Here is a 23,161-nt window from a genome sequence, read left to right on the forward strand (position 1 = left end):
CAAGGGGGCCGATCTACATCGAACCCCTTGTCAACCTACTGCAACATCACAAACACTTAAGTCTTACTTTATGCCGTGCATTTTTAGTTCTTTCACTAATTCGTCCGTGGTAAACACTTTACTGGAGATCATTTTATAATTGGTCTGAGCAGCTTGGTCGCCATCCAACCCAGGTAGTTTGGCAGAAGCTGTGGCATCGCCAACAACAGCTACCTCGAAACCGTTTTCCACCAACTCCCTCATGTGCGATTCTGCACAAAGGTTACCGGACATTCCGGCCAAGATCACCTTGTCCACCCCTTGTTTTCTAAGCTGTAGGGCCAAATCGTTGGATTCGGAACCGAACACTTTATGGGGACCGGTAACCACTACCCTATCCTTGTTAATGTATTTTTTGTACCGTGGCAACCAGTCGGCGCCAGAGCCTTCAAATCCTTTTACGTTCAATTGATCTCCACGATCGAACATGGTAATGTTGTGCATCAACTTTTCCAGGGTTCCTTCGAATTTCCATTGGTGATCGTGCTCGTAATAGTAATGTGGAGAAATAAACACAGGAATGTTATACTTTTCTCCCAATTTGAACATGGTCTCCAAGTTCTCGATAGTGTTGTTTTCCTGTACACTTTGCCCTACGGCCCCCCAAGCCACTCCGTCCGGGCTAAGGAAATCGTTTTGTGGATCGGTGATCACAATGGCAGTAGAGCCATCGATTACAAAACCGGGTTCTGGCAATTGGGCATGCAGCCCCGAAATGGTGATCATAAACAAGCTAAGTGTTCGCATTAAATTTTTCATTCTATTTTTCTTTAACTGATTAAACTTAAATTTTGATGAGACAAAGTTCCGGTAATGAAGAGGCTTAAAAAATGGACAGAGTTCGCCAGTGAATGGACAATTTTCCTTTTCCGGAATTTTTAAGTGCAAAGAACAGCTATCCGTATATTCAAATGCAGTATTCATCAATTGAAAACCTACATTCGTCAATTGGTTGCGTAAAATAATTGCACAACGTGTAGCTTGCTAAAAAAACGGGAATATGACTACACTCGAAACTATAAATGCCTTACAGATCTTTTGTTTGATCATGGCCGGAATTATTATTTTTATGATCGGTTGGTTGGCCGGTGCCCATTGGGGATCCAGACACAGGGTGTAATATAATGCCCTGTTTTGCCGTTACCACTAATTCCAAATCATTTTAAACCTACGCAGCTATTTTTTGGAGCGACCCATCACTTGATCGTATACTGGCCTATTTTGGCGATGAGCAGTTCACTGTAAGGATCGATAGGCTCCGTACCGGAGAATTCCGCTACCTATGCTGGCACAATAAGAGAAGCATTTTGGGCAGGCCCCAATTGATCCTTAGGAACGGACAGGTCACCAAAAACCCAAACAAAAGAATTACACAGTATGTTTTCCACCACGAAGGCTCCACTTTTACCATAGAACATTTGGTCTCCAAAATTGAGGGCGGTATTAATTACTATTTTGTTGAAGTGGTGAGCAAAGACCAAAAAAAAAGTACTTGGAAAATGAACGAATTGACCATTCCCAAGTACCTTTTAAATTTATGATATTATTGCCCTAACCTTTATAGGTAACCCTATATATGGCATTTCCATAATCGTCCGAAATTAACAGCGAGCCATCTTCCAAAAACAACAGGTCCACCGGTCTACCAAATGCCTCTTGGGTTTCTTCGTTTAACCAACCATCGATAAAAGGAGTATAACTTATTGCCTTGCCATTTTCCAATTTTACCAAAGTTACCCGATAGCCAATTTTAGACGAGCGGTTCCATGAGCCGTGCTCTGCCAGAAAAGCATGTCCTTGATACGACTCCGGGAACATGGGTCCTTTACCAAATTTTACGCCCAAAGCAGCTACATGCGCATCCAAAGGTTGAACAGGAGGTACAAAATCGGAACAAGGTCGTTGATCGCCGAACTCAGGATCTTTTACGGTTCCCCCATGGCAGAACGGATAGCCAAAATGTTGCCCGGTTTCGGTAAGCTTGTTCAACTCACCGGGAGGAATATCGTCTCCCATCATATCCCTTCCGTTATCGGTAAACCATAACTCTTTGGTATTTGGGTGCCACGTAAAGCCAACCGTATTTCGCACACCATGTGCCACTATCTCCCGGTTGCTCCCATCGGGATTCATTCGTGTTATGGAAGCATAGCGTTTATCTACCGTTGCACTATCGCAAATATTACAGGGCGCTCCAACCGGCACGTAGAGTTTATCGTCTGGTCCAAATGCAATATATTTCCAACCGTGATGGAACTCCGTTGGATAATCATCATAGATCAATTCTGGTTCCGCAGGGTTTTCCAATTGTTTTTCTATATCAGAAAACTTGAAGAGTCTGCTTACTGCGGCCACATACAGATCACCATCCTTGAAAGCCACACCATTGGGCTGCTCCAAATCGGAGGCAATGGTGTAGGTCTTGTCCGCTTTATAATCACCATCGGTGTCCTTCAATGCATACACCACTCCCTCGTTACGAGTTCCCACGAACAAGGTGCCATCGTCTCCCATGGCCATGGAGCGCGCTCCCTCGAGGTTTTCTGCATATAACTCGATATTAAAGCCCTCGGGAAGATTCAGCCTTTCCAAGGGTAAATCGCCATTAGATTCTTCTGTGTTCTCGGTGATCTCTTCGGAAGTTTCTTTGTCTTTGTCTTCTTTTTTTCCATTGCAGGAAAGCGTAGTAATCGCAAATGTGAGCAAACATAATGACCTAAAGGTCAGCGCGTACATTTTCATAGTGATTTTTTAAGTGTTGTGGTTTTGAATTGATAAAGCTAAGACAAAATGAAGAAAACCATGCGTCACTGCGCATTACTTTTTTTGATAAACCGTTTATTCCTCTTTGAATGGGACAAGATCCCCCTGAAACCACATATTGGTCCGATGGGTACTGGAAATATTGAGCCTGGCGGTACCGTTAGGGTATAATTGGGCAATTACCTGATACCCTTCGGAATCACCATTGATCGAAAAACGGATGGTTTTCCCATTATCTTTTTTTGTTGGAACTATGGTCAAGTCCCTAGGAATGCCTTCAAAAACAATACCTCCCTTATTTTGATTGTAGCCACCTCCCATTCTACGTTCTCCAAAAAAGGGCAGATCGGCCATAACACTGTCCCCTACCATTTTAAAATAATTTGCAGTACCTGTAATTTCTATGCGGTTTGCAGTGCTGCCCGGAGGCAACAAGCCTGCATTTGCGATACTGTTCATGCTTTGCGTGACCAATGGTTGCGCCCAGAGCGCCCTGATTTCAAAATGCTTGTTTGCGACCATTTCTTCCAGTGCCGATACTTGTTCCGGTGTAGCTTTGTTTTGCGAAGAGGCACAAGCCACCAAAGACAATAACAGCGAATAAAGTATGAATTTTTGTAATGGTTTCATCGATTTCAGCATTGTTACCGATAAAATACAAAATATTGACATCAAATCCGAAAGAAATAACGGTGCGTTAACGTTTGAACCGCTCAAATATGGCCAAGGTTTTTTTGGTGTTGATGAAATATACTCCTGTTAAAAGAATGGCGGCCGCAGCTACCGATTGCAGTGTAATCTTCTCATCCAAAAAATACCAGCCCAATAGTAAGGCAACAATGGGGTTAACATAGGTGGAGGTAGCCACTTTTTCGGGAGAAACCGTCTTTAACAAATAATTAAAAGAGGTAAATGCGACAATACTTCCAAAAATAATGAGCAGTACCATGGAAATCTGCACTTCTGTACTCCAAACCAATGGAGAGGACCACTCCTCACCAAAGGCCATGCTCATTAAACTAAGAATAAGGCCTGCAAAAAACATCTGGTAGCCGGTATTTACAAAGTAATTGCTCGGTAAATCCGCTTTGGCCACAAAAAGACTGGCATAGGCCCAGCAGACCATACAAAAGAAAATCATCATCATGCCCAAAATCGATTCTTCTTGAGTAATGATCTCTTTTTGGCTTACCAACAAATAAATGCCAATTATCCCCAGGACCACCCCCACTACAGACATGGGTTGAATTTTTTTACCCTGCAAAACTCGCATCATTAAAAGTATGATCAGAGGTTGGGAAGAAATTTCCAAGGCCGCAAAACCGGTATCCACATAACGCAACGCCCAAACCACAAGACCGTTGCCCACACTTAAAAAAAGTATGCCGGCAATTATAGTGTTTAGTGCTTGCTTTTTGGTAACCCGAAGAGAGATACCCATTATTTTGGCCAAAAGAAAAATAAATAGGCCTGCCAACGTGAACCTGCAACTGGCCAACATAAACGGAGCTAGTTCCAATACCGCAATCTTGTTCAGCAAATAGGTCGACCCCCATATTACATAGATGGCAAAAAAAGCCAATACGACCAATGCAGAGTTTGATGATTTTCCCATACCACGACAGTTTTACCGTCCTGCAATATTACGCATGTTTATGGTGTAAAGAAGTACTTCCAAACAAAATAAACGTAAAAAAGGATCTTAGGTATTATAAAGGTCGGTCAAGGCTGAACAAATAGGATGCAAAATCGCTTTCCAATTTTTTGAAGCGATCTAAATGAACCCTTATTTCCTTTTCCAGACCATGGGAGAGATCGTTCTTCTTCTGCTGCACTTTTTGCATCAGGCTTTTTTGATGCTTTCTAAAATTATGGATGCCATCCTTTAGTTCATGGAATTTTTCGAACCGCTGTGGACATTTTGGTTCATAGGTATAAGAATTTAATTTTTGGGAAAGCCGTTGAACCATTCTATCGTTTCTTTCAACCCTCAACAGCAACATTTCTTGCTGATCTTGAATACTTTTTGGTGCTTTACTTTCCATGGCAACTCAAGGGTTTCATTTTTAACCTTTTACCTAGATAATTTACATAATTTCTTTCAAATTGTGCTAGTTTAACCCACATTTAATGGTTTATTTAACATCCGTAAACAAAAAAAGGTCCGATATAGTACCGGACCTTGATGTGTTATAAAAGATGAATCCTAGTTTTCGGTCTTCTCGTAGGCTTCCTGTTTTAGCTCATCGCTCGCTATAATAGCAAGCTCCACTCGTCTGTTGGCCGCTTTTCCTGCGGCAGTTTCGTTGGATTCTATAGGCTGTTCTTCGCCATACCATTTCGTGGTAAAGCGACCACTGGAAATTCCTTTGGAAACTAAATAGCTGGTTACGGATTGTGCCCGGCGCTGAGATAGGCCCATATTGTATTCGGCCGCGCCATCGCTATCGGTGTGCCCCTCTATTAGAATATTGGTTTTAGGATATTCTTTAAAAATTCCCGCCAATTTATCCAAAGTTGCAGCAGAAGCGCCTTTAATGTCGGATTTGTTAGTGTCGAAATAAACACCATTCTCCCCACTAAAGGTAACATTGATGCCCTCTCCTACCCTTTGTACCTCGGCACCAGGGATTTCTTCTTCGATTTGTTCTGCCTGGCGATCCATACGATTACCTATATAGCCACCGGCCGCTCCACCCACAACGGCTCCGATAATGGCGCCCAGGGCAGTATTTCCTTTTCCTACATTGTTTCCTATAATTCCGCCGATCACAGCTCCGCCTCCTGCACCGATCGCAGCACCTTTTTGGGTATTGTTGGCATTTTTAACGGCATCACAACTAATGATTAGTGTCAGGGCCAAAAAAGCCGTTGCACTTTTTAAAAGTATATTTTTCATTTAATTATTTTTTTGAGAATTCATAAACTACGGTTACAGGCTGACCATCAACGGACACATTGGATTTAAGTGTCATGGATTGTTCCGTTAGATCAACGATGTTCAAACGGTATCCGTATCCTCCGGATATATCCTTTCGTTTTTCGTCGATAAACTTAAATTGCAATTGGCTTTGGTAATTTTGTTGGGGCTCTACAACGGACCATCTAAAAAAGCGGTCACCGCCTTGGCAAAGCGAACTTTGCTTGATCGTGTAGCGGCCAGTACTGTTGTTATCCCTAAAAAACCACTCGCTATCCTCAAAGCAGATATCCTCTGCATCGTTAAAGATGGTGGATTTAAAGTTACCTGAATTGTTTTCGTAATAAACGTTGTCCAAGTTCCAAGTTCCACTGAACAAATTTCTTTGTGTTCTCGCGCTCTTGGAAACGGAACATGATGTGAGCAAAAGCCCCATCACGGCAATTAATAATAGTGATCGTTTCATCATAAGTATTAAGTTAATGTTCAAAAAATATACGATTGGGGACGTATTTACAGTTGTTAAAGTATTAAAAAAATAGGTAAACCACTCATATTAATATTGATACAGCTCAATTAATTCTGTTTCAAATCTTTTCTTTGGCAGATAATTCTCTTCGAGCGGTTTGGCAAAAGGTACCGGTGTTTCCAAACTTCCCACCCTTTTTACCGGGGCATCGAGGTATTTAAAACAATTTTCCATGACCATGGCGGAAATGTCACTTGCCACCCCTCCAAATAAGGTATCTTCTTGCAAAATTATCAATTTACCCGTTTTTCTCACGGACTCGTAAATGGTATCTGTATCCAACGGCTGTAAGGTTCTCAAATCTATCAGGTCGGCGTTGATCTCCGGGTGGTTTTCCAACGTTTCCAAAGCCCAGTGCACACCGGCACCATAAGTAACAATGGAAATTGCATTTCCTTTCTTCAAAATATTTGCTTTACCAAACGGGAGCGTGTAATAATCCGTAGGGACTTCGCCCTTTACACTACGGTACAGTCCCTTATGCTCAAAAAATAGAACTGGGTTGGGGTCGTTAATTGCGGTATTGAGCAAGCCTTTGGCATCGACCGGAAATGCCGGGTACACCACCTTTAACCCCGGTGTTTTGGTAAACCAGGCCTCGTTGGTCTGAGAATGGAACGGGCCTGCTCCGACACCACCACCACATGGCATTCTTACCACTACATCGGCATTTTCGTTCCAACGATAATGCACCTTGGCCAAGTAATTGACAATGGGATTGAATCCTGAACTAACAAAATCGGCGAACTGCATTTCCATTACGGCTTTCATCCCGTTTATGGACAGGCCCATCGCAGCAGATACTATAGCAGACTCGCAAATAGGTGTATTTCTAACCCTTCGTTTTCCAAACTTGGACACAAAACCCTCGGTAATTTTAAAAACTCCGCCATAATCGGCAACGTCCTGCCCCATTATAATCAATTCGTTGTGCCTGTACATGGATTGTTCCAGGCCTTGGGAAATTGCATCTACGAACCGGATTTCTTCAGTTGCATTTTTTTCAGGAACAATATCTTGATAATCAAATTCTTGATACACTTCTTTTAACTCCTTACTTTCAATACAGGTCACGGCCGGTTCATCAAAAGCCAACTGAAGATTCGAGTTGATTTCCTCGGTAATCTCAGTTTTTAATGTCTCGATCATTTCGTTGGTCAGTACTCCTTCCTCCAACAAAAAGCTTTCGTAATTGGAAATAGGGTCTTTCTCTCCCCATTCTTTCATTAATTTATCCGGAACGTATTTGGTGCCACTGGCCTCTTCGTGCCCCCGCATCCTAAATGTCTTAAACTCCAACAATACAGGTCTCGGTCTTTTGCGAATTGCCCTGCAAAGCTCATCAACTTTGGTAAAGACCTCCAAAATGTTGTTTCCGTCGATAATCCTGGACTCTATGCCATATCCTTTGGCCCTATCCGCCAGGTGCTCGCAATTATATTGTTCGTTTGTGGGTGTGGACAGGCCATAACCGTTGTTCTCGATACAGAACAACACAGGTAAATTCCAAACGGAGGCTACGTTCAACGCTTCGTGAAAATCCCCTTCACTGGTCGCCCCTTCTCCTGTAAAAACAGCCGTTACCCGCTTTTTTCTCCTTAGCATATCGGCCAATGCAATTCCATCGGCAACACCTAATTGTGGGCCCAAATGGGAGATCATCCCCACGATTTTATATTCTTGGGTTCCAAAATGGAAACTTCGGTCCCTACCTTGTGTAAATCCGTTCTGCTTGCCTTGCCATTGGGAAAAAAGTCGGTTCAACGGGATGTTGCGCGAGGTAAAGACCCCTAGATTTCGGTGCATGGGCAAAATGTACTCGTTTTCCTTAAGAGCTTGTGTAACCCCTACAGAAATGGCCTCTTGGCCCATACCGCTAAACCATTTTGAAATTTTGCCCTGCCTAAGTAGAATCAGCATCTTTTCCTCTATCATCCTAGGCTTCAGCATACCTTTGTACAAATCCAGCAACTTATGTTCTTCCAAGTTGCCCACATGATATCTCATACAATAAAATTCTGTTCGGTAAATGTAGTAAAAAGCCGTTCAAACTCTTAAGAAAAGAAAATCCTAAAGCAGAATTTCCTATTTTTGATATTATTCCAAAGATGATATTATGAGTGCTATACCAAGCGTGGACCTGAAAGATTTTGTTTCGGGCGATCCAGAACGAAAGGATAAATTTGTGAAAGAAATTGGTGCCGCTTTCGAGGATATCGGTTTTGTTGCCTTGGGCGGACATTTTTTATCCGATGAACTGGTCGAAAGTCTTTATTCCGAGATTAAAAAATTCTTTGAGCTACCACAAGAAGTTAAAGACACATACGAGATAGAGGGCATTGGGGGGCAAAGAGGCTACACTTCCTTCGGAAAAGAACACGCCAAGGGGAAAAAGGAAGGCGATCTTAAAGAGTTTTGGCATTTTGGCCAATACGTTGAGGACAACCCAAAACTAGAAGCTGAATATCCGGATAATGTAACAGTCAAAGAACTGCCCAACTTTAACAGTGTTGGTAAAGAAACATACCAAATGCTGGAAAAAACAGCAAAATATGTGTTGCGTGCCCTGGCATTGCACCTAGGGCTAGAGGAAAACTACTTTGATGATTACATTAAAAATGGCAATTCCATTTTGAGACCCATACACTACCCTCCTATTACCGAAGAACCCAAGAATGCGGTAAGAGCTGCGGCCCATGGGGACATTAATCTTATTACTTTGTTGATGGGCGCCCATGGCAAGGGGCTTCAAGTAAAAGATCACCAAGGCAATTGGGTGGATGCCATTGCCAAACCCGACCAGTTGATGATCAATGTCGGTGATATGCTGTCCAGATTGTCCAACAATAAGCTAAAATCCACTATTCATCAGGTAGTAAACCCACCAAGGGAACTTTGGGGTACTTCGCGCTATTCCATTCCATTTTTTATGCATCCAGTGAGCGATATGCCTTTAAATTGTTTGGAAAATTGCATCGACGAAGAGCACCCGAAAGCATTTGATGACATCACTGCGGGAGAGTTTTTGCACGAAAGATTAATCGATTTAGGACTGATAAAGAAATAAATATGGACCTGGGAGACCAATTAAAAAACCTATTTCCAGACCACGTTCCAGAAGAAGAACCCGATAAAGAACAGGGAAAATCGCCATATTGGCTGCAGGATGAACCTGTTATCTGCAAATATGAAAAACGCAAAGGCAAGCCCATAACCATTATTGAAGGGTACAATGGAGCCAACAGTGACTTCAAAAAATTGACCAAAGACCTAAAAACTTTTTTAGGGGTAGGCGGCAGTTTTAAGAACGAAACCATAATCATACAAGGGGATTACAGGGATAAAATAATGGATTTCCTAAAGGAAAATGGGTTTTCGGTAAAACGTGTCGGTGGATGAGGTTCAACCATTCCGCAATAGAATAAAGTGGTTTTATTGATAGTCAAGCAACCCGGGAACACCAATGTTTTTTTAAAAAATTTTTGTGTTGTTGCTTTAAGTCTTACTTTTATTATTCCTAACCAACGAAAATAAAGCTGAAAATGAAATCACTGTTGCACATAACCAACGGGGACAGTTTCACATCCAAACTACAGTCTTTACAGTTAAAAGGAGATGTAATTACATGGAGGGAAATGCTTTGCGAAGGCAAAACACTCTCCACAGTAGGGAGCGAATCGTTCTGGAAAACCAGGTTCGAATTCCTCAATAAAAATTACAAAGTCTCCAAGTCTTGGTTTATTGAAAAAACTTTAAAGGAATATAGATCACTATGCAACCATAAACAACAAGATCAAATTGTTTTGTGGTTCGAATACGATCTTTTTTGTCAAATAAATATGCTGGCGGTATTGAGCTGGCTAAAAACTCATAGAAGACATGCCGAAGTATCGCTGGTATGCAGTGGTAAAGAAGACAATTCCGGCAGACTATACGGTCTTAACGAACTGAGCGATGACAAATTATTGGAGCTTTACGATAATCGAAAGGTACTGACCCAGGATGACATTGAATATGCGGACTACATTTGGCAATTATATTGTAGCGACAACCCTATCCGATTGGAGAATCAAATTGCCAACAACGATTTCCAATTCGAATACCTCTCCGATGCCCTCAAAACCCATCTTAAACGATTCCCTACCATTAAAAATGGATTGAACGACCTTGAGAACCATATTTTGGAAACCGCAAAGAGCCAAAAACCTAAATCCAAAAAGGAATTGATGCGCGAGTTGTTGACAAATCAAGGATTTTATGGTTTTGGTGATACACAGTACGAACGAATGATTTTATCCCTAAAACCGCTTTTTAGTTCTTTTGACCCGGTAAAACTTACAAAAAAGGGACTGGATGTTTTAAAGCAGGACACTAATTATTATTCAGAAATACGTGATAATCAAATGTATTTGGGAGGCTCCTTAAAGTATAACTTCTTATATAATACCGATACAAACCGCATTCTTAAATTGTAACCAAAATGGATTCATCTTTGGGCAACTCAGAGCTTATTCTGAATCCTGATGGAAGTATCTATCACCTGAACCTGCACCCAAGTGACATTGCCCATACCATAATTACCGTGGGCGATCAAAATCGAGTCCATGAAGTTTCCAAATACTTTGATTCCATTGAAGTAAAAAAGAGTAAACGCGAATTTGTTACACATACCGGATATTGTTCCGGTAAACGGATTACAGTAATCTCCACAGGCATTGGTACCGACAATATCGACATTGTTTTTAATGAACTCGACGCACTCGTAAACATAGATTTTACTTCTAGACAAATTAAATCAGAAAAGAAACAGCTTAATTTTATACGGGTCGGTACATCTGGCTCACTACAAGCCGATATTCCCGTTGACTCTTTTTTGATGAGTGCTGCAGGAATAGGTTTTGACAACCTGATGCACTTTTATGATAGTACGGATATTCGGAACACCGAACTGGAATCTCATCTTACCAATTACTTGTCATGGGACGATTACCATATACACCCGTATGTGGTCGATTTTGATGAAAAATTAGGTGAAGTAATGCGTTCAAATCGTATACGATTGGGTATAACAGGAACAAATTCAGGATTTTATGGGCCTCAAGGAAGAGTATTAAGACTACAACCGGCAATTCCTGACTTTAACGAAAAACTTGCTGGTTTTACCTATAAAAACCTAAAGATCACCAATCTGGAAATGGAAACCGCTGCCATGTACGGTATTGCCAAATTACATGGACATAGAGCTATTTCATTAAATGCCATAATTGCCAATAGGGCAACAAGCGAGTTTTCCAAGGATGGAAAAAAGACCATAGATGAGTTGATACAATATACCTTGGAGCGCATAGTCAAAAGTTAACTGGTATAATTTTATATCTTCAGTTTTTTAAAATATACCGACCGGAACCCTATGAAACAAACCATGAAAAAAATCGCCAAATGAAAAGAGTAAAGATTATTGGGGTTCCAGAACATTTTAACCTGCCATGGCACCTGGCACTCGAGGACAATGCCTTTAAGGATAGGGGCATCCAACTCGAGTGGACCGATATACCCGAAGGTACCGGAAAAATGACCCAAATGCTTCAACACGGCGAAGCGGACCTTGGCGTAATCCTCACCGAAGGGGTCATTAAAAGTATTTCACAGGGAAATCCCGTAAAAATTGTGCAAGAATATGTATCCTCTCCCCTATTTTGGGGCATTCATGTGGATGCCAACAGTGAACGAAATTCTGTCACAGCTCTTAAAGATGATAAAGTTGCCATTAGCCGAATAGGAAGTGGAAGTCATTTAATGGCCTATATCCATGCACAGGATCGTGGCTGGGATACGGAAAACCTGGAGTTTGAAATCATCAATAATTTGGATGGAGCAGTAGAAAACCTATCGAATGGTTCCAACGCTTATTTTATGTGGGAACATTTTACCACAAAACCACTCGTGGACAATGGCACCTTTAGGCTTTTGGGCGACTGCCCTACCCCTTGGCCTTGTTTTGTAATCGCAGCCACGGACACATTTATTTCCAAAAACGCCGGTGCCCTGGCTCATATTCTGGATATCATCAACACCTATACTTCAGAATTTAAGCAAATTCCAAGTATAGACAGGACATTGTCCAACAGATACGGGCAAAAACTGGAAGACATAAAAGAATGGCTTTCCAAAACCACTTGGGGACAAAAGCAATTGCCTGAACAAACCGTAAATGAGGTTCAGACTAGACTATTTGATCTAAACTTGATTGACGAAGTAAAATCGCCGAAAACCTTTCTTTGGAAATAAGGTCCAGTTGGGGCAAAAGTACCGTCCTACCAATCAATGGGCGTTTTGCCCATTTGGGCCAATAATGTATTTGTTTTGCTGAAATGCTGATTGCCGAACCACAGTCCACGGTTGGCGCTCAATGGCGATGGATGACCGGAGGTCAAAATGTGATGCTTCGTCGTATCGATCAATGATGATTTTTTCTTGGCAAATCCACCCCAGAGCAAAAAAATAACGCCCTCCAATTCATTTGAAACTGTTTGTATCACCGCATCGGTAAATTGCTCCCAACCTTTTTTTTGATGGCTTCCGGCCTGTTGCGCCCTTACTGTAAGCGTAGCGTTCAACAATAGAACCCCTTGATCGGCCCAACGTTGCAGATTACCACTTTCTGGATAAGGTTTGCCCAAATCCATATTGATCTCTTTAAAAATATTCATCAAAGATGGCGGATGTGGAATCCCGTCTTTGACCGAAAAGCACAGCCCATTGGCTTGATCGGGGCCATGATAAGGATCTTGACCGATCACAACAACCTTGGTTTCGTGAAACGGAAAATGATTAAATGCCGAAAAAATCTCTTGGTCCTTTGGGTAGCAAGTGTATTGCTGATATTCCTGTTTTACAAATCTGGTCAACTCCTTAAAATAAGGTTTATCAAACTCCTTTTGAAGTTGAATTTTCCAACTAGGCCCAATGTTTACGTCCATGTGATAACTTTACTTCTTTTTGGTCAGTTTATAGATCAAATACCCGATTCCAACCACAAAATGTAGCAATATCACTCCAGCTATAACATAAATAACGATATTGTCGCCCCTCATTTTAACTTAGATCTATGTAAAGGATTAAGCTGCAATCAAAAGTACACAAACCAACTTGTTTTTGCCAAAGGGCGTGTCTTTAAAAACACATCAAAATCCTATCTTTGCGATGCTAGAAGAAATAGATGCAACAGATCCACCCCAAAACACTTCAAGATTTAGAATTCCCAACTGTATTGAACCAAATAGCCTTGCGCTGCAATACGGAACTGGGAAAAGCAGATGCCTTGAACATAGTTCCATTTAAACAAAAAGAGGAACTTATGCATGTACTGGGGGAAACTTCGGAGTATTTGGCTTCCTTTTCCAACGACAACCGTATTCCTAACCACGGCTTCGATCAAATCAATAGTGAACTTGGTCTTTTAAAGATAGACAACAGCACCTTGGAGATTGCAGGGTTCCGAAAAATTGGCGGCATCTGCAAAACTGTGGCGATCCATCAAAAATTCTTTAAAAAGTTCAAGGAATACTACCCATTGCTTTTTGAAAAAATTGATGCTTTGGAGCTACAGCCGGACATTCCCGGTGCCATCGATGAAGTTATCGACAAATTTGGGGAAATCAAAGATTCCGCCTCCACTGAACTGAGGCACATTCGGACCCAGATCAACGAAGTCCGCGGTAAGATCAATCAGAGTTTTGGGGCTGCCCTCGGACGATATCAGTCCTTGGATTTTCTGGATGAAATCCGTGAGTCCGTAGTGGAAAACCGCCGGGTTTTGGCGGTAAAAGCCATGCACCGAAAAAAAGTGAAAGGTACCGTAATGGGTACGTCCAAAACCGGGAGTATCGTGTACATTGTGCCAGAAGCTACGCTAACCTATACCAGGGAACTTGGTAATTTGGAGTTTGAGGAAAAAGAAGAGGTACAGCGCATACTGAACCAGCTTACGGATACCATCAGGCCCTATCGGGATGTACTAATGGACTATCAAACCTATTTGTCCAATACGGATATCACCGCAGCCAAGGCAAAATATGCCAACGAGATGAACGGCATTTTGCCCGAGGTCAACGAAGAAAGGGAATTGTTCCTTCGTGATGCCTACCATCCACTACTGTTTTTATCCAATAAAAGAAAAAACGAAAAAACCTGGCCGCAGACCATAAAACTGCACCAGGAAAATCGAATTATCGTAATTTCCGGCCCCAATGCAGGTGGAAAAAGTATCACTCTTAAGACAATCGGGTTGCTTCAAGTAATGCTCCAGAGCGGTATGCTGATTCCTGTACACGAGCGCAGTTCAGTTTGCTTTTTTGATAAGATATTAACGGATATTGGAGACAATCAATCCATTGAAAATCATTTGAGTACCTACAGTTATCGACTTAAGAACATGAATCATTTTCTAAGAAAATGCAACGATAAAACCTTGTTCCTGATCGATGAGTTCGGTACAGGTAGCGACCCTGAATTGGGTGGGGCTTTGGCAGAAGCATTCTTGGAAGTATTCTACGAACGTGAAGCCTATGGCGTTATCACCACTCACTATGCCAATTTAAAGGCTTTGGCCAACGAATTGCCCCATGCAACCAATGCGAATATGTTGTTCAACTCCAAAACCTTGGAACCTACTTTTCAGTTGGTGTTGGGAGAAGCAGGAAGCTCGTTCACTTTCGAGGTGGCGCAAAAGAACGGCATCCCCTACTCCCTGATCAACAAGGCGAAAAAGAAAATTGAACGTGGCAAGGTCCGTTTTGATGCTACTATTGCCAAACTGCAAAAAGAACGCAGCAAAATGGTGGAAACCGGCTCTAAATTAAAGGAAGAAGAAATTAAGGCCAGGGAGGAATCCGAGCGCTTGGAACAATTAAACTCCAAAATCAAATCCAAGTTGGAGAGCTACCAGGAAATGTACGACCACAACCAGCGCATGATCCAATTGGGAAATAAAGTAAACACAGCTGCCGAAAAATATTTTATTGACAAAAAGAAACGACCATTGATATCGGAAATGCTCCGAATTGTGGAAACCGAGAACAGCAAGCGTAAAAAAACCACAGCCAAAAAGGCCAAGGCCCAACAAGAAGAAAAGAAGCAAGTGGCCCAAGAGCTGGAGCAAAAAATCAAGAAGGTCCGTGTAGAAAAGAAAATAAAAAAGAAAAAGGAAATCCAGGCCGAAAAGAACAAACCCCGTCCCGTTTTTAAAGTTGGCGACCGTGTCCGTTTATTAGATGGCAAGGCAGTGGGCACCATTGACACTTTGGAAAAAGGCAAAGCCGTTGTAAATTACGGTATGTTTACCACTAATGTAAGTGTTGACCAATTGGATTTGGTCGAGGCTAAAAAGAAATAGCCACGCCACAGCTCTTACAAGGTCAAATTTTACGCATCTGAATAATTTTCAACAACATAATCTCCCCAATCCGCAATAGATTGGATCAAGGGTATTAAAGTTTTGCCAAAATCGGTCAACGAATATTCCACTTTTAACGGCGGTTTTGAAGTGTACACCTTTCTTTTGATCAAGCCATCTTCTTCCAATGCTTTTAATTGTAGACTCAAGGTCCTCTCGGTTACCGTGGGCATTGTTTTTCGCAACTCACTGTACCTTAAAGTATCATGCATTAAATGATAAAGAATCACAGTTTTCCATTTACCGCCGATCAGCCCCATCGTCAAACTGGCGCAACATGGATATTTGGTCCCTTTATAATTGAGCATCTTTGATTCATTTTCTTCCATAAGGCTATACTATCATTTATGACCGTTATTGCAAAGATAAAATACTATACTTACGTTTGCAACTATAAAAAGTATAGTAATAAATATTTGTATTTAGAAATGGAAGCAAAAGTTAATGGTCAAATTGATTTAAAAGAAGTACTGAATTGGAGGTATACCACAAAAGAGTTTGATCCAACCAAAAAAATCTCAAAAGAAGACGAAGACAACATTAAAGCATTGCTGCAAATGAGTGCTTCGTCCATCAACTCACAGCCATGGCATTTTATAATTGCCAGCACGGATGAAGGCAAACAAAGACTGGCGAAGGGGACCGAAGGTTTTTTCAGTTTCAACAAACCAAAGGTTTTAGATGCCTCGCATGTGGTTCTGTTCTGCTCCAAAACGGATATAGATGATGATTACCTCCATCATGTAACGGATATCGAGGATGCAGACGGCCGATTTGCAAAGGAAGAGTTCAAAACACAGAATTTTGGGGCAAAACAATTGTTTACCAACATCCACACAGGTTTGATCTAAAGGATGCCCAACATTGGATGGAAAAACAAGTGTATCTGAACATTGGCAATTTCCTTCTTGGCGTCGCGGCCCTTGGCATTGATGCTGTCCCTATGGAAGGAATTGATGTAAAGGCTCTGGACGAAGAGTTTGGACTGCGCGAAAAAGGATATACCTCACTTGTGATGGTAGGTTTGGGCTATAGATCAGCAAACGATTTTAATGCCGGCTTACCAAAGTCCCGATTGCCGAAAACGGAAATTTTCACAGAGATATAGAGTACCATGCAAACAAGAACAAACACATTTATAGCGATAACATCCTTATTCATTGCGCTTGGGTGCAACCAACACAAAGAATCTGTAGAACCCAAAAACGGTGGGGCTACCGAAAAGACAATTGAACCCACAAACAAGGTGGTGTTGAGCTCTGATATTGTTTGGCAAAAATTGAATCCCGCCCGTGGCGATCAAAGTCCACAGGCGGGCACAATATGGGGCAATAGGAATGGAAAGGTCGCCACTGGCTTTCTAGCGAAATTTACGGATGGATTTTCCTCTCCTCCCCATATTCACAATGTAACCTACAGGGCAGTGGTGTTAAAAGGCACCATACACAATGATGACCCCAAAGCGGAACATATGTGGATGACCCCTGGCAGCTTTTGGACACAACCGCAAGGAGAAGCACACATTACATCGGCCAAAGGCGACGAAAACATTGCTTATGTGGAAATTGACCATGGCCCTTATTTGGTAAAGCCCACGGATAAAGCTTTTGACAATGGCGAAAGGCCCATCAATATAGATGCTTCCAATGTGGTTTGGTTGAATTACGAAAAAAGCGAGTGGCTTGCCAAGGACAGCAAAGCGGAAATCAGTTTTCTATGGAAAAGCCATACAGATGATGCGCTCCAAGGCGTATTCGTTAAGCTTCCAAAAAGATTCAACGGCAAGCTCCACAGTACTGGAAATATTTTTCATGCGGTCGTGGTCCAGGGCGGTTTGGATTACACCTTGCCGCAGACCAACGAAATTAAAGCATTGGATATCGGTAGTTACTTTACTTCGTCCGATCGGGCTTTACATTCCATTGCCAACACCTCCGATAAGGAAACAATCCTGTACATACGAACCAACGGTTCCCTTAATATTGATAATAAATGAAAACAATTTTGGTTACAGGGAGCACGGACGGTATCGGTAAATTGACGGCCATTGCGTTGGCCAAAAATGGAAACCGGATTCTGTTGCATGGGAGAAACCCCAAGAAATTGGAAAAGACGATCACTGAACTAAAGGAAGCAGCCAACCATGAAAAAATAATCGGTTTCGTCTCGGATTTATCAGATTTTGAAAGCATACGACACATGGTCGGTGAAATTTCGAAAGAAGTTTCAGCCATCGATGTTTTGATCAACAATGCAGGGATTTATGTCAGTCCCAACAGAGTTAACTCAAACCAATTGGACATGCGGTTTGCCGTAAATTATTTTGCTCCATACCTTTTAACTTATGGACTTATACCACTTCTGGAAAAAAGCAGTGCCCCACGGATCATTAATTTGAGTTCCGCTGCGCAATCCCCGGTATCGTTCAATGCCTTGATGGGAAAAGAATTGCTAACGGAGCAAAAGGCATACGCACAGAGTAAATTGGCACTGACCATGTGGAGTTTTTATTTGGCAAAAACAAAAAAATCCCTGAATGTAATCGCTGTGAACCCAGGCTCGCTTTTAAACACCAAAATGGCTCAAGAAGCATTCGGGCAACATTGGTCGCCAGCAAGCAAGGGTGTAGAAATATTATGTGATTTGGCCTTATCGGATGTTTATAACCAAAGTAGTGGTCAATATTTTGACAACGACAAAGGATCCTTTGGCGAAGCCCATCCCGATGCCTATGATAAAGGAAAAATTACCCGGTTGATTTCTGAAACCAACAAGATCTTGGGGAATCGGCCATGAGCATTCCAAAGAAATAAAAACGGCCAGCATAAAATGGTTGAACACCACTTGAGCGGCCGACAGTGAATAAATGTATTGATGTAATCCTTTACTTGGTGGTAATTCTTGCTCACCGTCCTCAATGATTTTTTAAATTCTAATTAAAAAAAGTGTAACATTTTTGATGATTTTGAGTCCTATGGATTCATCATCAAAAAACAATCAGAATGACCATCCGTAAAATGGCAAATACATGCTTTGCCCTTATCTGTATTTTTTCCTTAGCGCTTTTGGGCTCGTGCTCCAACGACAGTGCCGACGATAATTTGGTAAATGACCAGTATCTTCTTATCCCGGACAACCATTTTGAGCAATTACTTATTGATCAGGGAATCGATACCGATGGTACACTTAACGGACAAATGTTACAGGAAGATGCCGAAAAAATTGAGCGACTGGATATAAACCTGAACAGTCACTTTGGGGATATAGAGGACCTCACGGGCGTCGAAGGGTTTGTAAACATTACTTTTTTGTCCGCGATCGGTCAGAACCTGCAGGAAATCGATTTAAGTTCCAACACAAAATTGGACACCTTGTATCTTCAAAACAACAACCTGAAAACCATCGATTTAAGTAAAAATACCCGTTTGATCTTGGTGAATGTATTGCAAAATGAGTTGAATGCCGTTTCTGGATTGGAGCAAGCAACGCGATTAAAATTTTTGAACCTGTCCTACAACTACTTTGAGGGTTTTAGCATTACCAACGAGTCACTGGAACATTTGCTCATCAGCAATAATGTGCTGACCTCTTTTAGTTCTTCCGGAGTGCCCAATCTAAAAAGTATTCTATTGACCACCAATCAACTTGGCTCAGTGGACCTCAGTTCCAATCCGTCTTTAGAAACCTTGGTAATATCGGACAACAGCCTCGAGGGCATCCATCTGGCAGATAACCCGAACTTGCTGTATTTTTATGCCTCTTCCAATATGATGACGCAATTGGACGTAAGTCAAAATCCAGCGCTGATAGATTTACGTGTGGATAGAAATCCGAACTTAAGCTGTATCAAAATAAAAAGCGGACAGGAAATACCTACGGTGACCTTATCCGAATATCAGAAACTGAACGAGGATTGCGAATAATCGTGCGGATAGTAAGAACCATTGTGGGAGAATAGCCTTCAACTACTATACCTCAAAACTAACTGTTCTTAGTTAATAACTTCTTACAAATAAGAGGGTTGATACATTGTTCTTGAAAGAAATTTCGGTGAACTTAGTACTGACAAAACATGTTATGTGTAATTAGTACAACCTAAAAATGAATAAAAAACAGGTAGTATATCTTGATGAATTGCAAAGGTTGAGTAGTGCAACTAAAAATTTAGGATGACAACTTCACGCAATTACACCTAACTTTTATCATTTTGACCTCTTTTTAATTGCCGCATTAAACAGAACTATCAATTTAAATCGAGCATTTATTGAACTTTCCAAGAATAATAATTTCATCGCAGCTGCCCCATTAGTTCGAATAAATCTTGATACATATTTAAGATTATATGCTCCCAGGGTTTCCAATTTAGAGTTTAACGAATTTGCACGCAAAGTAATATTTGAAGAAAAGAAAATTAATAATCTCAAATCTACAGTAAGTGGAGACAATGGAAAGTTAAAAAGTTTAACAGATAACTTTTTAAAGAATTCAATTTCAGAAATTGAGGGTTATGAATGGGTCGCAAAAATTTATGATGCTGGAAGTTCATTTATACATTTAGACAGCAAATTGTTCTTTGCAGCTAGAAAAGTTAATAAGGAGGAAGACAAAACTATAAGTTTAACAATCGGCAACCATGATTCTTTTGTTCCCCAAAGCCAAAAAATTGGTGCTTCATTTTGGATGAATAAAATAACAGAAGGAATTATAGAACAAGCGATGCTATGGATTGTTGAAAAGGCAAATGATTTTGGTTTTGAATTAGAAAAATTAAATAATTTTAATGACTTAATAAATAATGAGGAAGAATAAGTGATACTGAAACATAACACTCCTAAATAAAATCCTTTGCAAACTCCTTCCAAAACCAATTCGCTATTTTAATAAAATTAACTCTATTTCCAGCGATTTCGAAATAATTTGAAAATCCCATAATATGACCAAAACCGATCTTTTCAGAGTTGTTATCAAAATCTTTGGGCTTTATTGTTTGATAAATGCGCTATTTCAATTACTGCCTAGCCTTTCCGTAACATGGGGTTTTGATTCATTCAATTTTGTTTTTAATCTCATCTATATGCTGGTCATGGGGTTTATGGCTTTTCTATTTCTATCTCAAACCGACAAATTGATTAAACTATTTAGACTACAAAAAGGATTTGACTCACCTACCATTGAAATAAGGAATTTGAATACCGACGGACTAATCAAATTCGGTTTGGTAATCATTGGTATTTTTATGATTGTAGAGAACTTGGCTCCTTTTATAATTTTTTGTTATTGGGCTTTCAAAAAACAAGTTTCAGCAAATGGACTTGATGAAATAGAGGGTGTTATTTTTCATCAATATATCGACTATAATTGGTGGATTACGTCAGGACTAAACATTCTTATTGGAATTGTGATCACCACCTACAATAAGCAAATTTCAAAACTGTTCGTGGAAAAAGAAAAAAAAATTAGTAATACAGAATAAGATTCAGGCAACCTTTTAAACAAAATTCACGTCTTTATAATTAGAGACGTGTAAAACAATTAAGGATGCTTGAAAACCCAAAAATCAATATTAAAATTAAACTAGCGGTATTGTGGACCTCTGTTACCTTGTGCTATTTATATGGAGACTACTTTGAGCTATACACACCGGATAAAGTGAATAGCTTAATTTCCGGCGAAAATAATCTGGACAGTCCCATCAAACTACTGACCGCATCAATAATTTTGGCTATTTCGTCACTTATGGTTGTGGTATCGGTGCTTGTCAAACCAAAAATAAACCGAATTCTGAACATCCTATTTGGTACCATGTTTACCCTAATGATGGTGATTATAGGATTGTATTCCACCCATGAATGGTACCTTTTTTATGTGTTTTTAGCTTTTTTGGAAAGCGTGCTCACTGCCCTAATTGTTTGGTATGCTTGGAAATGGCCCAAAGAGACTTCAAAATCTTGAGGAAATTAGAAACGGTCCGACTCAGAAATTAAAGAGGTTGTCAAAACTGGCTATAATCCATAGTCACCTCCTATCCTACACCAATTATGTCAACGTTATGTAATCGTGTTTTGCCCTGGCACTAACACCCTCGAGGTCTTTTCGACATGAAATGGAAAGTATCGATGTAGAAATCTAAATTTCTCATACGTTCTGATGATTGGCCACATTATGACCGGTTTTGATGTCTTTTTCTTTGGATGTAACATTATTGGGGCTATGGAGTCTACAAGTAAAACGAACATCAATGAAATCAATCAAAATCCTATTATTCCTTTTTGCGTTATTAGTTATCAGCTATTGCAAGAAGAGCCCGAACAGTACAGAAGCAGCAAGTTCTATGGTCACCTTTACCGAAGATGGTGGTAAATTTACCACATCGGAAAAAGAACTCATTCGAGAAACAGTACTGGAATCGGAACAAGAAATTCGACCCCTAATACCGACCCTACCGGACAGTATAACCGTATCCCTGGAAATTGTGGATTGGGACCTTGATGTGGTCGGAGGTGTTACCGGACGTACCGAATCCAATTCCCCACCATTAGTGATGATTCAAATCTCTGATAAATATCCAGGGGGCATTACCAATGCCGTGCATGTAGCTCTAAAACACACAATTTACCATGAATTCCACCATTTGTACCGAGGTTGGGCCATTCAGGACAACAAATATGGGCCTGGTATTTCCACAGCTGCCATAAACGAAGGTTTGGCCGTTGTTTTCTCTGAGGAATATACCGGTAAAGCCATGGAAGCGGATACCCCACCAGAAGCAGCCATTGCGGAGCAGTGGGCGGAAGAGATCAGGTCTTTGCCCCTAAATGCGAACTATCAACATTGGATGTTCCAACACCCCGATGGCAGACAGGCCGTTGGTTACAGAACCGGAAACTACCTGATTAGAAAAGCGATGACCAATTCAGGCAAAGACGTTCTTGAACTCAGCGAACTTACTCCCGATGAAATTTATAAACTAGCTGGATATTAACCCTTAAAAGCAGAGCCCACATCCATAAACTAGGCTTTCATTGCAAAGCTACGTATCTTTGACCCGTGGAAAATGGTAAAAAAATAATTTTGTTCGATGGGGTCTGTAACCTCTGCAACAACTCTGTCCAATTTGTAATAAAACGGGATAAAAACGATGTATTCCGCTATGCGGTACTCCAGAGTGATGTGGGCCAGCAGTTATTGAAACAGCGTCATATAGACACCATTGCCGTGGACTCCATTATCCTGATCGAGCCGGGAGTAGCCTATTATACCAAGTCCGACGCTGCCTTGGAAATTGCACAGCATTTGGGCGGATTATGGAAATTATCCGCCATATTCTCCTGGATACCTGCAACCTTAAGAAACCGCATTTACGATTTTGTGGCAAAAAACCGCTATAAATGGTTTGGCAAACAGGAGTCCTGCATGATTCCGACCCCTGAGTTAAGAGCGAAGTTCTTGGATTGAT

27 protein-coding genes are annotated in these 23,161 nt (G+C 41.0%); 17 read left to right on the top strand and 10 right to left on the bottom strand.

The window, feature by feature from the left end; translation table 11 throughout:
- Window positions 1-63: 63 nt before the first annotated feature.
- Window positions 64-798 carry a cysteine hydrolase gene (locus tag AB9K32_RS05235; protein ID WP_369884576.1) on the bottom strand — a complete coding sequence of 245 codons (735 nt, stop codon included), beginning with the start codon at window positions 796-798 and terminating at the stop codon, window positions 64-66.
- Between the two features lie 548 nt (window positions 799-1,346).
- Here AB9K32_RS05235 and AB9K32_RS05240 point away from each other — a divergent pair.
- Window positions 1,347-1,580: a hypothetical protein gene (locus AB9K32_RS05240; RefSeq protein ID WP_224836869.1), complete on the top strand. Its 234-nt coding sequence runs from the start codon at window positions 1,347-1,349 to the stop codon at window positions 1,578-1,580.
- Window positions 1,581-1,590: 10 nt separating this feature from the next.
- Here AB9K32_RS05240 and AB9K32_RS05245 read toward each other — a convergent pair whose 3' ends face one another.
- The 7 genes from AB9K32_RS05245 to AB9K32_RS05275 all read right to left on the bottom strand — a co-directional run bounded on the left by AB9K32_RS05245 (window position 1,591) and on the right by AB9K32_RS05275 (window position 8,258).
- Window positions 1,591-2,781: a sorbosone dehydrogenase family protein gene (locus AB9K32_RS05245; protein WP_369884577.1), complete on the bottom strand. Its 1,191-nt coding sequence runs from the start codon at window positions 2,779-2,781 to the stop codon at window positions 1,591-1,593.
- Window positions 2,782-2,877: 96 nt separating this feature from the next.
- Window positions 2,878-3,432 (bottom strand): DUF4251 domain-containing protein, encoded by a 555-nt coding sequence (locus AB9K32_RS05250; RefSeq protein ID WP_369884578.1) that lies wholly within the window; start codon window positions 3,430-3,432, stop codon window positions 2,878-2,880.
- Between the two features lie 67 nt (window positions 3,433-3,499).
- A complete protein-coding gene (locus AB9K32_RS05255; protein ID WP_369884579.1) occupies window positions 3,500-4,417 on the bottom strand; it encodes an EamA family transporter in 918 nt (305 codons plus the stop codon).
- Window positions 4,418-4,511: 94 nt separating this feature from the next.
- Window positions 4,512-4,847 (bottom strand): hypothetical protein, encoded by a 336-nt coding sequence (locus AB9K32_RS05260; protein WP_293295181.1) that lies wholly within the window; start codon window positions 4,845-4,847, stop codon window positions 4,512-4,514.
- Between the two features lie 161 nt (window positions 4,848-5,008).
- Complete coding sequence (locus AB9K32_RS05265) at window positions 5,009-5,701, bottom strand: OmpA family protein (RefSeq protein WP_224836864.1); 693 nt, start codon at window positions 5,699-5,701, stop codon at window positions 5,009-5,011.
- Between the two features lie 4 nt (window positions 5,702-5,705).
- Entirely contained in the window at window positions 5,706-6,191 is a 486-nt protein-coding gene (locus AB9K32_RS05270) for a lipocalin family protein (RefSeq protein ID WP_293295180.1), read from the bottom strand.
- Between the two features lie 87 nt (window positions 6,192-6,278).
- Window positions 6,279-8,258, bottom strand: a complete 1,980-nt coding sequence (locus tag AB9K32_RS05275; RefSeq protein ID WP_369884580.1) for a thiamine pyrophosphate-dependent enzyme — start codon at window positions 8,256-8,258, stop codon at window positions 6,279-6,281.
- A gap of 109 nt (window positions 8,259-8,367) precedes the next feature.
- Between AB9K32_RS05275 and AB9K32_RS05280 the strand changes: the two genes are divergently transcribed.
- From AB9K32_RS05280 to AB9K32_RS05300, 5 genes are all read left to right on the top strand, one after another.
- The gene (locus AB9K32_RS05280; protein WP_224836861.1) at window positions 8,368-9,318 is read left to right on the top strand and encodes an isopenicillin N synthase family oxygenase; all 951 of its coding nucleotides are present in this window, start codon (window positions 8,368-8,370) and stop codon (window positions 9,316-9,318) included.
- 2 nt (window positions 9,319-9,320) lie between these two features.
- The gene (locus tag AB9K32_RS05285; protein ID WP_224836860.1) at window positions 9,321-9,650 is read left to right on the top strand and encodes a translation initiation factor; all 330 of its coding nucleotides are present in this window, start codon (window positions 9,321-9,323) and stop codon (window positions 9,648-9,650) included.
- A gap of 143 nt (window positions 9,651-9,793) precedes the next feature.
- Window positions 9,794-10,726 (top strand): DUF1835 domain-containing protein, encoded by a 933-nt coding sequence (locus AB9K32_RS05290; protein ID WP_224836859.1) that lies wholly within the window; start codon window positions 9,794-9,796, stop codon window positions 10,724-10,726.
- A 5-nt stretch (window positions 10,727-10,731) separates the two neighbouring features.
- A complete protein-coding gene (locus tag AB9K32_RS05295) occupies window positions 10,732-11,610 on the top strand; it encodes a nucleoside phosphorylase (RefSeq protein ID WP_369884581.1) in 879 nt (292 codons plus the stop codon).
- A gap of 80 nt (window positions 11,611-11,690) precedes the next feature.
- A complete protein-coding gene (locus tag AB9K32_RS05300) occupies window positions 11,691-12,539 on the top strand; it encodes a substrate-binding domain-containing protein (RefSeq protein ID WP_369884582.1) in 849 nt (282 codons plus the stop codon).
- A gap of 26 nt (window positions 12,540-12,565) precedes the next feature.
- Here the strand turns inward: AB9K32_RS05300 and AB9K32_RS05305 are convergent, their stop codons facing one another.
- Complete coding sequence (locus tag AB9K32_RS05305) at window positions 12,566-13,231, bottom strand: uracil-DNA glycosylase (protein WP_369884583.1); 666 nt, start codon at window positions 13,229-13,231, stop codon at window positions 12,566-12,568.
- Between the two features lie 239 nt (window positions 13,232-13,470).
- Here AB9K32_RS05305 and AB9K32_RS05310 point away from each other — a divergent pair, with 239 nt between their 5' ends.
- Window positions 13,471-15,645, top strand: coding sequence for a DNA mismatch repair protein MutS (locus AB9K32_RS05310; protein WP_369884584.1), 2,175 nt, complete (start codon window positions 13,471-13,473; stop codon window positions 15,643-15,645).
- 29 nt (window positions 15,646-15,674) lie between these two features.
- Here AB9K32_RS05310 and AB9K32_RS05315 read toward each other — a convergent pair whose 3' ends face one another.
- Window positions 15,675-16,013 carry a winged helix-turn-helix transcriptional regulator gene (locus AB9K32_RS05315; protein WP_338195276.1) on the bottom strand — a complete coding sequence of 113 codons (339 nt, stop codon included), beginning with the start codon at window positions 16,011-16,013 and terminating at the stop codon, window positions 15,675-15,677.
- Between the two features lie 120 nt (window positions 16,014-16,133).
- Here AB9K32_RS05315 and AB9K32_RS05320 point away from each other — a divergent pair, with 120 nt between their 5' ends.
- The 10 genes from AB9K32_RS05320 to AB9K32_RS05365 all read left to right on the top strand — a co-directional run bounded on the left by AB9K32_RS05320 (window position 16,134) and on the right by AB9K32_RS05365 (window position 23,160).
- Window positions 16,134-16,556, top strand: coding sequence for a nitroreductase family protein (locus AB9K32_RS05320; protein WP_369884585.1), 423 nt, complete (start codon window positions 16,134-16,136; stop codon window positions 16,554-16,556).
- A gap of 17 nt (window positions 16,557-16,573) precedes the next feature.
- Complete coding sequence (locus tag AB9K32_RS05325; RefSeq protein WP_369884586.1) at window positions 16,574-16,813, top strand: nitroreductase family protein; 240 nt, start codon at window positions 16,574-16,576, stop codon at window positions 16,811-16,813.
- 6 nt (window positions 16,814-16,819) lie between these two features.
- On the top strand, window positions 16,820-17,701 hold the full coding sequence (locus tag AB9K32_RS05330; RefSeq protein ID WP_338195281.1) for a DUF4437 domain-containing protein: 882 nt from the start codon (window positions 16,820-16,822) through the stop codon (window positions 17,699-17,701).
- On the top strand, window positions 17,698-18,501 hold the full coding sequence (locus AB9K32_RS05335) for an SDR family NAD(P)-dependent oxidoreductase (RefSeq protein WP_369884587.1): 804 nt from the start codon (window positions 17,698-17,700) through the stop codon (window positions 18,499-18,501). Before AB9K32_RS05330 ends, AB9K32_RS05335 begins: the two co-directional genes overlap by 4 nt.
- A 206-nt stretch (window positions 18,502-18,707) precedes the next feature.
- Window positions 18,708-19,628, top strand: a complete 921-nt coding sequence (locus AB9K32_RS05340) for a hypothetical protein (protein ID WP_369884588.1) — start codon at window positions 18,708-18,710, stop codon at window positions 19,626-19,628.
- 643 nt (window positions 19,629-20,271) lie between these two features.
- Window positions 20,272-20,514, top strand: coding sequence for a hypothetical protein (locus AB9K32_RS05345; RefSeq protein WP_252079810.1), 243 nt, complete (start codon window positions 20,272-20,274; stop codon window positions 20,512-20,514).
- A 124-nt stretch (window positions 20,515-20,638) separates the two neighbouring features.
- Complete coding sequence (locus AB9K32_RS05350; protein WP_252079811.1) at window positions 20,639-21,178, top strand: hypothetical protein; 540 nt, start codon at window positions 20,639-20,641, stop codon at window positions 21,176-21,178.
- 65 nt (window positions 21,179-21,243) lie between these two features.
- Window positions 21,244-21,657, top strand: coding sequence for a DUF6326 family protein (locus AB9K32_RS05355; RefSeq protein ID WP_252079812.1), 414 nt, complete (start codon window positions 21,244-21,246; stop codon window positions 21,655-21,657).
- Window positions 21,658-21,943: 286 nt separating this feature from the next.
- Complete coding sequence (locus tag AB9K32_RS05360) at window positions 21,944-22,687, top strand: DUF2268 domain-containing putative Zn-dependent protease (RefSeq protein ID WP_369884589.1); 744 nt, start codon at window positions 21,944-21,946, stop codon at window positions 22,685-22,687.
- A 65-nt stretch (window positions 22,688-22,752) separates the two neighbouring features.
- Window positions 22,753-23,160 (top strand): thiol-disulfide oxidoreductase DCC family protein, encoded by a 408-nt coding sequence (locus AB9K32_RS05365; RefSeq protein ID WP_369884590.1) that lies wholly within the window; start codon window positions 22,753-22,755, stop codon window positions 23,158-23,160.
- The last annotated feature ends 1 nt before the right edge of the window (window position 23,161 follow it).

This window comes from Allomuricauda sp. XS_ASV26 (assembly GCF_041224615.1).
Classification (GTDB): Bacteria; Bacteroidota; Bacteroidia; order Flavobacteriales; family Flavobacteriaceae; genus Flagellimonas; species Flagellimonas alginolytica.

Coding starts and splice junctions, on each gene's coding strand:
- AB9K32_RS05235 (WP_369884576.1), bottom strand. CDS start 798: ATGAAAAATTTAATGCGAACACTTAGCTTGTTTATGATCACCATTTCG.
- AB9K32_RS05245 (WP_369884577.1), bottom strand. CDS start 2,781: ATGAAAATGTACGCGCTGACCTTTAGGTCATTATGTTTGCTCACATTT.
- AB9K32_RS05250 (WP_369884578.1), bottom strand. CDS start 3,432: ATGAAACCATTACAAAAATTCATACTTTATTCGCTGTTATTGTCTTTG.
- AB9K32_RS05255 (WP_369884579.1), bottom strand. CDS start 4,417: ATGGGAAAATCATCAAACTCTGCATTGGTCGTATTGGCTTTTTTTGCC.
- AB9K32_RS05260 (WP_293295181.1), bottom strand. CDS start 4,847: ATGGAAAGTAAAGCACCAAAAAGTATTCAAGATCAGCAAGAAATGTTG.
- AB9K32_RS05265 (WP_224836864.1), bottom strand. CDS start 5,701: ATGAAAAATATACTTTTAAAAAGTGCAACGGCTTTTTTGGCCCTGACA.
- AB9K32_RS05270 (WP_293295180.1), bottom strand. CDS start 6,191: ATGATGAAACGATCACTATTATTAATTGCCGTGATGGGGCTTTTGCTC.
- AB9K32_RS05275 (WP_369884580.1), bottom strand. CDS start 8,258: ATGAGATATCATGTGGGCAACTTGGAAGAACATAAGTTGCTGGATTTG.
- AB9K32_RS05280 (WP_224836861.1), top strand. CDS start 8,368: ATGAGTGCTATACCAAGCGTGGACCTGAAAGATTTTGTTTCGGGCGAT.
- AB9K32_RS05285 (WP_224836860.1), top strand. CDS start 9,321: ATGGACCTGGGAGACCAATTAAAAAACCTATTTCCAGACCACGTTCCA.
- AB9K32_RS05290 (WP_224836859.1), top strand. CDS start 9,794: ATGAAATCACTGTTGCACATAACCAACGGGGACAGTTTCACATCCAAA.
- AB9K32_RS05295 (WP_369884581.1), top strand. CDS start 10,732: ATGGATTCATCTTTGGGCAACTCAGAGCTTATTCTGAATCCTGATGGA.
- AB9K32_RS05300 (WP_369884582.1), top strand. CDS start 11,691: ATGAAAAGAGTAAAGATTATTGGGGTTCCAGAACATTTTAACCTGCCA.
- AB9K32_RS05305 (WP_369884583.1), bottom strand. CDS start 13,231: ATGGACGTAAACATTGGGCCTAGTTGGAAAATTCAACTTCAAAAGGAG.
- AB9K32_RS05310 (WP_369884584.1), top strand. CDS start 13,471: ATGCAACAGATCCACCCCAAAACACTTCAAGATTTAGAATTCCCAACT.
- AB9K32_RS05315 (WP_338195276.1), bottom strand. CDS start 16,013: ATGCTCAATTATAAAGGGACCAAATATCCATGTTGCGCCAGTTTGACG.
- AB9K32_RS05320 (WP_369884585.1), top strand. CDS start 16,134: ATGGAAGCAAAAGTTAATGGTCAAATTGATTTAAAAGAAGTACTGAAT.
- AB9K32_RS05325 (WP_369884586.1), top strand. CDS start 16,574: ATGGAAAAACAAGTGTATCTGAACATTGGCAATTTCCTTCTTGGCGTC.
- AB9K32_RS05330 (WP_338195281.1), top strand. CDS start 16,820: ATGCAAACAAGAACAAACACATTTATAGCGATAACATCCTTATTCATT.
- AB9K32_RS05335 (WP_369884587.1), top strand. CDS start 17,698: ATGAAAACAATTTTGGTTACAGGGAGCACGGACGGTATCGGTAAATTG.
- AB9K32_RS05340 (WP_369884588.1), top strand. CDS start 18,708: ATGACCATCCGTAAAATGGCAAATACATGCTTTGCCCTTATCTGTATT.
- AB9K32_RS05350 (WP_252079811.1), top strand. CDS start 20,639: ATGACCAAAACCGATCTTTTCAGAGTTGTTATCAAAATCTTTGGGCTT.
- AB9K32_RS05355 (WP_252079812.1), top strand. CDS start 21,244: ATGCTTGAAAACCCAAAAATCAATATTAAAATTAAACTAGCGGTATTG.
- AB9K32_RS05360 (WP_369884589.1), top strand. CDS start 21,944: ATGAAATCAATCAAAATCCTATTATTCCTTTTTGCGTTATTAGTTATC.